The organism is Methylorubrum populi, assembly GCA_036946625.1.
Lineage (GTDB): Bacteria > Pseudomonadota > Alphaproteobacteria > Rhizobiales > Beijerinckiaceae > Methylobacterium > Methylobacterium populi_C.
This window is the reverse complement of sequence record JAQIIU010000002.1, coordinates 480075-491600: the sequence shown is the minus strand read 5'-3', so window position 1 is coordinate 491600 and position 11526 is coordinate 480075. Positions and strand designations below refer to the sequence as shown.

13 protein-coding genes are annotated in these 11526 nt (G+C 69.8%); 7 read left to right on the top strand and 6 right to left on the bottom strand.

The annotated features are described in order from the left end of the window. Positions 1-156: 156 nt before the first annotated feature. Complete coding sequence (locus PGN25_04060; GenBank protein MEH3116785.1) at positions 157-1530, bottom strand: MBOAT family protein; 1374 nt, start codon at positions 1528-1530, stop codon at positions 157-159. Between the two features lie 478 nt (positions 1531-2008). Between PGN25_04060 and PGN25_04055 the strand changes: the two genes are divergently transcribed. After that, complete coding sequence (locus tag PGN25_04055; GenBank protein ID MEH3116784.1) at positions 2009-2308, top strand: hypothetical protein; 300 nt, start codon at positions 2009-2011, stop codon at positions 2306-2308. A 150-nt stretch (positions 2309-2458) separates the two neighbouring features. On the opposite strand, the gene PGN25_04050 is transcribed toward PGN25_04055, so the two are convergent. Continuing rightward, entirely contained in the window at positions 2459-2896 is a 438-nt protein-coding gene (locus PGN25_04050) for a flagellar assembly protein FliX (GenBank protein ID MEH3116783.1), read from the bottom strand. A 260-nt stretch (positions 2897-3156) separates the two neighbouring features. Between PGN25_04050 and PGN25_04045 the strand changes: the two genes are divergently transcribed. The 4 genes from PGN25_04045 to PGN25_04030 all read left to right on the top strand — a co-directional run bounded on the left by PGN25_04045 (position 3157) and on the right by PGN25_04030 (position 5919). Beyond that, a complete protein-coding gene (locus PGN25_04045) occupies positions 3157-4275 on the top strand; it encodes a flagellar basal body P-ring protein FlgI (protein MEH3116782.1) in 1119 nt (372 codons plus the stop codon). Between the two features lie 28 nt (positions 4276-4303). Beyond that, positions 4304-4663: a rod-binding protein gene (locus PGN25_04040; GenBank protein MEH3116781.1), complete on the top strand. Its 360-nt coding sequence runs from the start codon at positions 4304-4306 to the stop codon at positions 4661-4663. Continuing rightward, positions 4653-5132: a hypothetical protein gene (locus PGN25_04035; GenBank protein ID MEH3116780.1), complete on the top strand. Its 480-nt coding sequence runs from the start codon at positions 4653-4655 to the stop codon at positions 5130-5132. Before PGN25_04040 ends, PGN25_04035 begins: the two co-directional genes overlap by 11 nt. A 610-nt stretch (positions 5133-5742) precedes the next feature. Then, a complete protein-coding gene (locus tag PGN25_04030) occupies positions 5743-5919 on the top strand; it encodes a hypothetical protein (protein ID MEH3116779.1) in 177 nt (58 codons plus the stop codon). 39 nt (positions 5920-5958) lie between these two features. Here PGN25_04030 and flgH read toward each other — a convergent pair whose 3' ends face one another. The 4 genes from flgH to flgF are packed head-to-tail and all read right to left on the bottom strand — an operon-like array spanning position 5959 to position 9382. Then, positions 5959-6717 carry a flagellar basal body L-ring protein FlgH gene (gene flgH / locus PGN25_04025; GenBank protein MEH3116778.1) on the bottom strand — a complete coding sequence of 253 codons (759 nt, stop codon included), beginning with the start codon at positions 6715-6717 and terminating at the stop codon, positions 5959-5961. A gap of 49 nt (positions 6718-6766) precedes the next feature. Next, the gene (flgA, locus tag PGN25_04020; protein ID MEH3116777.1) at positions 6767-7816 is read right to left on the bottom strand and encodes a flagellar basal body P-ring formation chaperone FlgA; all 1050 of its coding nucleotides are present in this window, start codon (positions 7814-7816) and stop codon (positions 6767-6769) included. A gap of 12 nt (positions 7817-7828) precedes the next feature. Continuing rightward, entirely contained in the window at positions 7829-8620 is a 792-nt protein-coding gene (flgG, locus tag PGN25_04015; protein ID MEH3116776.1) for a flagellar basal-body rod protein FlgG, read from the bottom strand. A 21-nt stretch (positions 8621-8641) separates the two neighbouring features. Then, positions 8642-9382: a flagellar basal-body rod protein FlgF gene (gene flgF, locus PGN25_04010; GenBank protein ID MEH3116775.1), complete on the bottom strand. Its 741-nt coding sequence runs from the start codon at positions 9380-9382 to the stop codon at positions 8642-8644. 271 nt (positions 9383-9653) lie between these two features. Here flgF and fliL point away from each other — a divergent pair, with 271 nt between their 5' ends. Together fliL and fliM are read left to right on the top strand one after the other, a co-directional pair. Next, positions 9654-10172 (top strand): flagellar basal body-associated protein FliL, encoded by a 519-nt coding sequence (gene fliL, locus PGN25_04005; GenBank protein MEH3116774.1) that lies wholly within the window; start codon positions 9654-9656, stop codon positions 10170-10172. A 64-nt stretch (positions 10173-10236) separates the two neighbouring features. After that, positions 10237-11454: a flagellar motor switch protein FliM gene (gene fliM / locus PGN25_04000; GenBank protein ID MEH3116773.1), complete on the top strand. Its 1218-nt coding sequence runs from the start codon at positions 10237-10239 to the stop codon at positions 11452-11454. Positions 11455-11526 lie beyond the last annotated feature (72 nt).

The window sequence follows — 11526 nt, the reverse complement described above, 5'->3', positions numbered from 1 at the left end:
TTCTGAGAGCTATTTAGTGCGTTTTAGTTTACACGGCCGACTTATCACATTTTGATGCCCTGAACGACGAAGACCGTGGCAAGGACGAATATGTCCTAAACCACGGCCAGCCAACGAGAAAACCGATTAAGTTTACTTTACACTCACTTATCGGATCTAGAACTGGAAATAGATGAACTCGTAGTTCGCATCGTCCCCGATCTTGAGGAGTACGACGACGAACAGGAGGGCGAAGGCGGCGGCGAGCCAGCGGCTCGGCGGCAGGCGGTGCACCGCGGCCCAGGCGCTCGGCCCCACCATGGCGATGGCGGCGGCGATGGCGATGGTGCGCCACTTGAAGCCGCCGCCCGTCGGCGCGAACCCGACGAGCCCCTTGTAGACCGCGAGCGCCGCCTCGAACGTGGTCGCGCGGAACAACACCCAGGTCAGGCACACGAACAGGGCCGTGAGCACCCAGCCGAGGAGCGGCGGCAACCGCCCGCCGGCCCGGCGCCACAGCACGCCCGCGCCGAGGCCGATCCCGTGGGCGGCGCCCCAGACCACGAAGGTCAGGCCCGCCCCGTGCCAGAGGCCGCCGAGCGTCATCGTCGCGAACAGGGCGGCGACCTGAATCGCGAGGCCGCGGCGGTTTCCTCCAAAAGCGATGTAGAGGTAGTCGCGCAGGAAGCGCGACAGCGTCATGTGCCAGCGCCGCCAGAAGTCGCGCAGCGAGGTCGCGCGGTAGGGCACGTCGAAGTTCTGCGGCAGCACGATCCCGAACAGCAGCGCGAGGCCGAGCGCCATGTCGGTGTAGCCGGAGAAGTCGAAATAGATCTGGAAGGTGAAGCCGAGCGTCGCCTGCCACGCCTCGGCCACCGTCACGGCCTTGCCCGCGGCGGCCGCCTGGAACACCGGGTTGACGTAGGCCGAGAGCGGATCGCCGAGAAACACCTTCTTGGCGAGGCCGACCGTCAGCAGCATCAGCCCGCGCCCGATCCGCTCGGCCGCATCGGGCCTCGCGTAGGGCCGCTCCTCGAACTGGTGCATGATCTCGCTCCAGCGCACGAGCGGGCCGGCGAGAACCTGCGGGAAGAAGGCGATGTAGAGGGCGTAGCGGGTCAGCCCGAAGGCCGGCGCGCGGCCCGCCCTCAGGTCGGTCAGGTACATGATGTGGTGGAAGGTGAAGAACGAGATCCCGAGCGGCAGGGCGAGTTCGTAGCGCGGCAGGCCGAGCCCGGGGATCAGGTTGGCGAGATCGGTGAGGAAGCCGAGATACTTGAAGGCGCCCAGCACCGCGAGGTTGGCCGCGAGCGCGGCCGGGAACAGCCAGCCGGTGCGGTCCCGCGGCAGGGCGTGGGCGAGGAGCCAGTTCACGCCGATGGAGGCCAAGAGCAGCGGCAGGAAGCGCCAGTCCCACCAGCCGTAGAAGACGAAGGAGAGCCCGACCAGCAGCGGCAGCCGCGCCTGCGGCCGGTAGCGCTCGGCGGCGACGTGCAGCAGCAGCGCGGCCGGCAGGAAGGCGAGCAGGAAGACGAAGGAGTTGAACAGCATCGCGGCGCGGACGATTCCTCTTGCGATCCGGCGAGACCGGCGCGCGCCCGCTCACGCGGGTCGCCTTGTCGGGGATCGAAGCGGAGCCGTCAATCTGGGGCGCTGACAGGCGAACCCGGACTCGAAGGGGCACGCCGGAGGCGTGCAAGCCACGACCGGCCGCGATGCCGGGCTTCGGCGACGGATCACGGGTCGGTTCCGGGTTCCGCCGCGCGGCCCCGGAATGACGGCGGTGAGGGAACGGAGAGGATCCGTCGGAGCGTCGACCCGAGTACGGCAGCGGGGTGGAAACGGGTGGCCCGCACCGTCATTGCGAGGCTTCGGCCGAAGCAATCCAGATCGCGACGATCACCGGCTTCCCGCGACCGGTTCCGCCAGCAGTATGAGAGGGAAAAGATCCAGTCAGCTACGGTTCATCGAGCGAGACCTAACCTCGGATATCGGCCGTAAGCTTCGGCCCGAACGGAGAGATCGTACGATGATGCACGCGAAGGCGTTCACATTGGCTGCGGTGATCGCCGGCAGCCTCGGCGTGGTGGGCAGCGCCCAGGCCGCCCCCTTCAGCCCCGCTCCCCTGGCGACCGCCACGGACAACGCGCTGGTGGAGCGCACGGCCGGCGGCTGCGGCCCGGGCTTCCATCCCAATCCCTGGGGCATCTGCCGCCCGAACTGGGGCCCGCGGCGCTACTGGGGCGGCCCCGGCCCCTACGGCTACTACCGCCCGCGGCCGGTCTACCGGCCCTACGGCTATTACCGCCCGCGGCCCTATTACTGGTAAGACCAACCGGCGCTGATCCCGACGCAGCGCCGGTTGCCCGCGCGCAGGCGGGCGTCCGCCGGACACCTGGAAGCCAACCATCGGTCGGCTTCCAGGCCGCTTGGTATGAGATGACGGGCCGGATCTCCAGGGAGGTCCGGCCTTGTCCCATCAGACGCCCCGCGCCGCCTCGAGCTTGGCGAGTTCCACCGCCGCCCGGAGTTCGATCTCGGCCATCAGCCCGTCGAGGCGCGGATCGCCGCTGTCGGGCATCCGCTCGGCGAGGCGTCCGGCGATGGCCTGGAGGTCGTGCGTCGCCACCCGTCCGCCGATCAGCGCCGCCTTCAGCCGGTCGAGCCCGTCGAGGAGATCGTGTCCGCGCTGCACCGAGCGACGGCGGCGCTCCCGCTGGGTCTCGGCCCCGTCCTGTCCCTGAAGCGTGAGGATGGCGTCGAGCCCGGTCAGCATGGCGGCCTGGCCCGCGCCCGCCGCCGCATTGCGCGGCGCCTCCTCCGTTCCGGCGGGGACGAAGGTGCCCGGCGCGGCGGCCCGGCGGGTGGCGTTGAGCGCGCCCGCGGCGGCGGCGGCGAAGCGTGTGTCGACGCGCATGGTGGTTCGAGACCTTTTCCGCGCGGAACCGGTGCAGGGCGGCGCTGATGTCCGAAAAATCGGACGACAGGGTTAAGCACGGGTAAACGGCTGGGCAGAAGCTGCCGGGGCGGCAGGAAACGCACCGCCGCCCGGCCCGGTGCGGAAGGCGCTCCGCCCGAAAATCCCATGATTTGCCAACAACATGACTTCTGGCACGACCCTGGCAGGGCTCGGCCCGGCGCTCGACGCCGAAGCCGGTCACCGATGTCACGATGTTCCTGCCTCGCCTCTCCCATCTCCGCCTGATCGTGGTGCTGGCCTGCCTCGCGGTCCTGCTGCCGGGCCGGGCGGACGCCCTGTCGCGGGTCAAGGATCTCGCCAGCGTCGAAGGCGTGCGCACCAACCAGCTCGTCGGCTACGGCATCGTGGTGGGCCTCAACGGCACCGGCGACACCCTCAACAACATCCCCTTCACCAAGCAGTCCCTCCAGGCGATGCTGGAGCGGCTCGGCATCAACACCCGCGGCGCGACCATGCGCACGCAGAACCTCGCGGCGGTGATGGTGACGGCGAACCTCCCCCCGTTCGCGACCCAGGGCACGCATATCGACGTCACCGTCTCCTCGCTGGGCGACGCCAAGTCGCTCCAGGGCGGCACCCTGGTGGCGACCTCCCTTCTCGGCGCCGACGGCGAGATCTACGCGCTGGCGCAGGGCTCGGTGGCGATCGCCGGCTTCGCGGCGGAGGGCGAGGCAGCCAGGATCACCCGCGGCGTGCCGACCAACGGGCGCATCTCCAACGGCGCGTTGATCGAGCGCGAGATGGCGTTCAAGCTGAACGAAGCGCGCAGCTTGCGCCTGTCGCTGCGCAACCCCGACTTCACCACCTCCAAGCGGATCGCGTCGGCGATCAACGACTTCATGGGCGCCGACACCGCCGAGCCGACCGACCCGGCGACGATCACGCTGCAGATCCCGGCCAAGTACCGCGGCAACATGATCCGCCTCGTCACCGAGGTGGAGCAGCTCAAGGTCGAGCCCGACCAGACCGCGCGGGTGGTGGTGGACGAGCGCTCCGGCATCATCGTGATGGGCCGCGACGTGCGCGTCTCCACCGTCGCCATCGCGCAGGGCAACCTCACGGTGACGATCACCGAGCAGCCGATGGTGAGCCAGCCCGCGCCGCTGTCGAACGGCCAGACGGCGGTGGTGCCCCGCACCGGGGTCAAGGTCGATACCGGCGACGGCAACAAGCTCGCCCTGGTGAAGGAGGGCGTCAGCCTGCGCGAGCTGGTCGACGGCCTCAACGCGCTGGGCGTCGGCCCGCGCGACCTGATCTCGATCCTTCAGGCGATCAAGACGGCCGGCGCGCTCCAGGCCGATATCGAGCTGATGTAACTTTCTGTCCGAAGCGGAGACCGCATCCATGCTGCCCCTCGCAACCTTCGCGGCCTCCGCCGCCGTCGGCGTCGGCAAGAACCTGCTCGACACGCTGGCGAAGACCGACACCGACACCATGGACACCGCCAAGGCCACCGCCTCGGCCAAGGCCCGCAAGACGGCCGATGACTTCGAGAAGATGTTCCTGGAGGACAGCCTGGAGCGGCTGACGCAGAGCGAGGGCACCGAGGGCCCGCTCGGCGAGAACGGCACCGGCGGCGGCGTCTGGCGCTCGATGATGACCAAGGAATACGCCAACGCCATCGTGAAGAGCGGCGGCGTCGGCATCAGCAATCAGGTCTATTCCGAGATGATGCGGATGCAGGAGGCCGGCCATGGCCGCTGATGCCGTGGCGGCTCCGCGCCTGACCGACCGCCCCGCGGCGCTGGCCTTCGTGCAGGGCCTGCTCGCCACCATGACGGCGTTGGAAGCGGTGCTCGCCCGCGAGAGCGACGGCGTGCGCGCCGGGCAGATCGCCCAGGCGCTCACCGAATCCGCGCCCAAGTCGGACCTCGCCGCCGCCTACATGAACGGCCTGGAGGCGGCCAAGACCAACGCCATCGCGCTCGCCCGCTTCGCCCCCGACGGCCTGGAGGCGCTGAAGGCGGCCCAGCACCGCTTCGCCGCCGCCGTCGAGATCAACCAGCAGGTGCTCGCCACCGCCCGCACGGTCTCCGAAGGGCTGATCAAGGCGCTTGCCGAGGAAGTCGCCAAGACGCGCACGCCGACCGTCTACGGCCGCCCCTCCGTCTCGCCCTCGCCCTACGGCCGCGGTGCGCAGGCCGGTCCGCTGGTGCTGTCGCGCAACTTGTAACGTGGCGATGATGCCATGTTCGAGGGTTTCGCCGGACTGCGCCGCAGCGCCGCCGGCCTCGGCCTCCTTCAAGTGGAGCCAGGGCTTCTCGGAGGAAACAGCACCCGCAGCGGAAACGCCTTCCGTTGGGCACTGTCGGCAGACTGGAATCTGCCGATCGCGGTTCGAGCCGTATCCGGCTGCTCGACGATGCCGTCGCGATGCGGCCGGCAAAGGGGTTTCGGATGGCGCAAGTGCCTCATCCGGCTTGCGTCGCGGTGCTGGATCGCTTCGCCTGACGGCTCGCGATGACGGAGAGGGCGGCCCGCACCGTCATTGCGAGGCGAAGCCGAAGCAATCCAGAGCGCGACGAAAGCCGAGCGATCCTCTCACGCTGTCGGCGCCCGATCCGGAGGCCGTCGCGCATGCGGGGCATTCCGGACACCCGCGATGGCCGAAGCGGGTCTGGCCCGTCCGCCCGCTCGCGGCTCCGTGAAGCGCGCCGATCTTCATTCGATCAAACATTTGCGAGAACTGGCGAGGATTTCCGCCGAATTCTGCACCTCGTCCTGCGGAACCTTTTCACCGAGCCGCGCCTTGCCATCGAACACAATCATCGAAGGAAATGACCATGTCGAACGACGTGCTCGTTCCGTTGCTCGCCATCGTCACCATCGTCCTCGTGGCGGCCTTCGCGATCTGGCAGCGGGGCCGGGTGGCGCAGTCGAAGCACGATCCGCAACGTTCGGCCTTCACCCAGGCCCACGGCGACGCGCCCCGACCGAACCGCTCCGGCACCGATCACTGACCTTGCGCCCGGTGTGGGAGACTCTCGTGCGCCCTCCGGTCAGAACGGCAGCAGGATGTCGACGAGCTGCTGGCCGTAGCGCGGCTGCTGCACGTCGGTGATCTGGCCGCGGCCGCCATAGGCGATGCGAGCCTGGGCGATCTTGGTCGAGTCGATGGTGTTGTCCGACTCGATGTCCTCGGGCCGGACCACGCCGGCGACGATCAGTTCGCGCACCTCGAAGTTGATGCGGATCTCCTGCTTGCCCTCGACCACGAGGTTGCCGTTCGGCAGCACCTGCGTGACGACCGCCGCGACGTTGGTCGTCACCGTCTCGGCGCGCTGCACCGATCCCGCGCCGTCGCTCGACGAGGTCGAGGTGCCGTTGAGGAGCTTGTCGGCGCTGATCCCGGCGGCGGTCACGCCCGCGTTCTTCTCCAGGCCGAAGGCGTTGGGCAGGCCGAAGCCTTCCGCGTTGGTGCGCGAGCGCTTGGTCTCGTTGTTGAGGTTGGCCTTGTCGGTCACGTTGACCTTGACGGTGAGGAGGTCGCCGATCCGGGCGGCGCGCTGGTCCTTGAAGAAGGCCCGCGAGCCGGTGCGCCACAGGGAGTTCGGCGCGTAGGAGACCGGCTGCACGTCGGGCATCGCCATCCGGACCGGCTTGTAGCCCGGCTGGCTGGTCGGGTCCTCGATCGCCGACAGGTTCGGCGTGGCGCCGACCTGCGAGAGGCGGTCGACGGTGTTGCAGGCCCCGAGCGGGGCGAGCGCCAGGATCACGGCGAGGCGCGGCAGGGCGGGGCGGGGGCGGCGAGCGGTCATCGGAAGGGGTCCGGCGCTGGCGGGAAGGGGAAGCGGTGGAAGGGGCAGCTCACGGGGCGGCGCTGGCCTGGAGCACGGCTTGCGGCTGCCGGGCGGGGCTGACCGAGACGCGGCCCGGTCCGATCACCACCGCCTGGAGCACCTTCTTCGAGGCGCCGTTCGTCACCGAGACGCTGGCGCCGAGCCGGCCGCCCTCGTTGGCGGTGCCGCGCAGCGACAGCGACACGCCGGGCGTCTCGAATACGATGGCCACGCTCTCGCCGCGGGCGACGAGATCGGGCAGCGCCACGTCGCCCGAGCGCAGGACCGAGCCGGCACTCAACGGGCGCTGCGCCACCTGGCCCGCGACCAGGCTCGGCGCGCCCTCCACGTCGGGGGGCACGGCGTCGCGCGGCCGGCGCTCGAGGGTGAGATCGGCGCCGGCGACCGCCTCGCCGCGGGCGAGGCTGCGGGTCAGCACCGCCACCTCGCGGGTCTCCACCGCGACGCCGGCGACCCGGAGCGAGGCCTGCCGCTCGCCCAGCACGATCAGGCCGGCGACGCGGCGGGTGCGGGGATCGTAGGTCACGTCGACCGCCGCCGCCTGCCCGTCGAGGTCGAGCGGCGCCAGCAGCACCGGGGCATCGCCGTCGAGCCGGACCGACAGCGCCTTCGCGTCGAGGCCGTAGCCGGTCTCCAGGGCGCGCCGCAGGGCCGCCTCGATCTCCGGCGGCCCGACCCGGCGGGCGGCGCGCTGCACCGTCACCTGAACGCGCCCGCCGGTCTCGATGCCGGTCAGGCCGAGGGCGATCACCGCCTCGACGATGCGGCGGGCCTGGATCGTGCCGATCGCGCCGAGAGCCGGCGCGCGGAACAGCGGCCGGGCCGCAAGGTCGGCGGGCACGCCCTCGACGAGGTCGCCGAGGCTCAGGGTGTCGCCCCGCGCGGTGACGTCGCCGCGCAGGCGCAGCGGAGTGCCGGCGGCCATCAGCGGCAGGGCGAACAGGGTCATCGCCATGAAGGCGGCGAGCGCGAACACGGTTCGGCCGACCACGCCGCGGGAGAGCGGGGTGACGGCGGGCGGCGCGGTACGGCGGATCGGCCTGAGGGCGTGGGTCATGGCGCGTGTCTTTTAGCCGCGGAACATCTGCGAGGTGGTGGAGAGCATCTGGTCGGCGGCGGTGACGACCTTGGAGTTCATCTCGTAGGCGCGCTGGGCCGCGATCAGCGAGGAGATCTCGGTGACCGCGTTGACGTTGGCCTCTTCGAGGTAGTTCTGCTGGAGGTTGCCGAAGCCCTCGGCGCCCGGCAGTCCGGTGATGGCGGGGCCCGAAGCCGCGGTCTCCACGAACAGGTTGTCGCCGATCGATTCGAGGCCGACCTTGTTGACGAAGCGGGCGAGCTGGAACTGTCCGAGCGCCTGCGGCGCCGTCTGGCCCGGCAGGGTCGCCTGCACCGCGCCGGTGGCCGAGATCGTCACCGAGGTCGCGGTGTTGGGGACCGTCACGCCGGGATCGAGCAGGTAGCCGTCGCGGGTCACGAACTGGCCCTGTGCGTCGAGGTCGAACGAGCCGTCGCGGCTATAGGCCGTGCGGCCGTCGGGGAGGCGGACGCGGAAGAGGCCCTCGCCGCGGATCGCGACGTCGTAATCCTTATCCGTCTGCGCCAGCGGCCCCTGCGTCATGGCGCGGGCCGTCGAGGTGGTCTTCACGCCCGAACCCAGGGCGAGGCCCGCGGGGAGAACGGTGTTCTGGTCCGAGGTCGAGGAGCCGGAGCGGCGCAGGTTCTGGTAGAGCAGATCCTGGAAATGCACCTGCTGGCGCTTGTAGCCGGTGGTGCGCAGGTTGGCGATGTTGTTCGAGATGACCTGGACGTTGAGTTCCTGGGCCGCCATGCCGGTGGCGGCGGCGTAGAGGGCGCGCATCGGATTCGACCTCCCAGGCGATCAGGCGACGTCGGCGAGACGGCGGATCGCCGTGCCGCGCAGGTCGTCGAGGCGCGAGATCACGCTCGAGACCATCGTGTAGGTGCGGTTCACGTCCATCAGCCGGGTCATCTCGACCACCGGCTTCACGTTGGAGCGCTCCAACGCGTTGGGCTCCAGATGCGCGCCGGGGCCGGCGGGCCGGGCGGGCGCCTCGGACGAGAACAGGTTGGCGCCCTCGGACTTCAGCGCCTGGGGAGCCGCGAAGGTGACGAGCCGCAGCCGTCCGCGGATGCCGAGATTGGTCGAGACCGTGCCGTCGGGGGCGATGGCGAGGCCCGTCTCCTGCTGGCCGATGGCGATCGGGCCGCCGTCGCCCTGCACCGCGTAGCCGTCCGAGGTGACGAGGTTGCCCTGTGCGTTGAGTTCGAAGGCGCCGTTGCGGGTGTAGCGCACCCCCTGCGGCGTCTGGACGGCGAGGAAGGCGTCGCCGCGCAGCGCCACGTGCATCGGGTTGCCGTCGGGCTCCACCGGCCCCTGCGTGAGGTCGAGCGGGGTGCCGTTGTCGATGACGTAGGAGACGCGCCGGTCGGTCCGCTGGAAGCTGTCGGCGGAGGCCACCGGCATCAGGTATTCCTGGAAGCGGGCCGAGCGCGCCTTGAAGCCGGTGGTCGAGACGTTGGCCATGTTGTTGGCGATGACGTCGAGTTCGCGCGTCAGGGCGGCCTGGGCGGAAACTCCGACGAAGAGCGCGTTCTGCATGGGGTGCCTCGGATGGCGACGGTTTCGCGCCAGACACCGCAGGGCCCGTGCCAATCCTCTGTTTTGAACTTTTACTTTGATATCCAGTGACTTGACCCAAATCCACCGGGGCGGCGAACTCGGCCCGTCCGGGGTCGGCGGCAAGTCCGACCCGGCAAGTTCTGCCGGCTTAACCGAGGGTTAACCACGTCGGCCGAGAACGTCAGCGGAGGGGATTCCCGCTCCCGCGCGTGCCCGCCCCGGCCCGAACCGATCCTTCGACGAGCAGACCATGGCCAAGAAGCCGAAGAAGGTATCCGAGGCCGAGGGCGAGGAGGGCGCGACGGAGGCGCCGAAGTCCAGGAAGAAGCTCATCGTCATCGCGGCCGCCGCGATCCTGCTGCTCGGCGGGGGCGGCGGCTTCTTCTTCATGAAGAGCCGGGCGGCGCATGCCGACGCCCAGGGCGAGCACGGCGCGGAGAAGGCCGATCCGAAGGCGCAAGCCGTGTTCCTCGACGTGCGCGACATGATGGTGAACCTCAGCCCCGATCCGGGTGCGACCAAGGCCAACATCCTCAAGCTGCGCATCGCGCTCGAACTGAAGGACGCCAAGGTCGAGGCCACGGTGAAGCCGCTGATGCCGCGGGTGGAGGACGCCTTCCAGACCTACATGCGCGAATTGCGCGCCAGCGACCTCGCCGGGTCCGCCGGCCTGTACCGCCTGCGCGAGGAACTGCTGCGGCGGGTCAACATCGCGATCCACCCGGCCAAGGCCGAGGCCGTGCTGTTCAAGGACGTCCTCATCCAGTGAGCGGCACGACCCCCTTTTTCCGAATCATCCTTCCATCCCTGACATCGCGAGCGGCGCGACACGAATGACCGGACCCGAGGACGAACTGGAGGACGATTGGGCGGCCGCCTTCGCCGAGCAGGGCGGCGAGGGCGGCGGCGACGCCTCGCTCGCCGAGGAGTGGGGCGCGGCGCTCGCCGAGCAGGGCACGACCAAGAGCGCGGGCGACGTCGCCGCCGAGTGGGCGACGATGATCGAGGACGGGGAGACCGAGAACCTCCCCGAACTCGCCGGCAACGACCGCATCCTGAACCAGGACGAGATCGACGGCGTCCTCGGCTTCTCGCTGCGCGAACTCTCCGCCTCCGGGGCGGGGGGCGTGCGCGCCATCGTCGATTCGGGCGTCGTCCAGTACGAACGCCTGCCGATGCTGGAGATCGTCTTCGACCGGATGATCCGGCTGCTGTCGACCAGCTTGCGCAACTTCTTCCAGGACAACGTCGAGGTGACCCTCGACAACATCACCTCGGTCCGGTTCGGCGACTACCTCAACGCGATCCCCCTGCCGACGCTGCTCGGCGTGTTCAAGGCGGATTCCTGGGAGGGCTCCGGCCTCGTCACCGTCGAGCAGACGCTGGCCTACTCGACCATGGACCTCCTGCTCGGGGGCAAGCGCGGCGGCTCGTCGAGCCGCCTCGACGGGCGTCCGTTCACGACGATCGAGATGAGCCTCGTGCGCCGCCTCGTCGAGATCATCCTCACCGACCTCGAACTGTCGTTCCAACCGCTCTCGCCGGTGCGCTTCGGCATCGACCGCATCGAGACCAACCCGCGCTTCGCCACGATCACCCGGCCCGGCAACGCCGCCATCCTGATCACGCTGAAGCTCGACATGGACGGGCGCGGCGGCGGGATGCAGATCCTGTTCCCCTACGCCACGATCGAGCCGATCCGCGACCTGCTGATGCAGAGCTTCATGGGCGAGCGGCTCGGGCGCGATCAGGTCTGGGAGAGCCACCTCGCCACCGAGATCTGGCAGGCCGACGTCGAGATGGAGGCGGTGCTGCACGAGGTGACGCTGCCCTTGAAGCGCGTGCTCAATCTCAAGGTCGGCGACACGCTGATGTTCGACCGCAAACCGAACGACCTCATCACGGTCCGCTGCGGCGACTGGGCGCTGACGCAGGGGCGCATCGGCCGGATCGACGACGCCATCGCGGTGCAGGTCGCCCGGCCGCTGCGGCAGTCCCGCACAACGCTGCAGGCCTACGAAATCTCGATGCAGAACCGCAACGACGGGTGAGCGGGTCGAGGCTCCTGCTTCAACGCGCTCTTCGACGCCGGACCGGTGGCCATTTCGGCGTAAGAGCGCCCT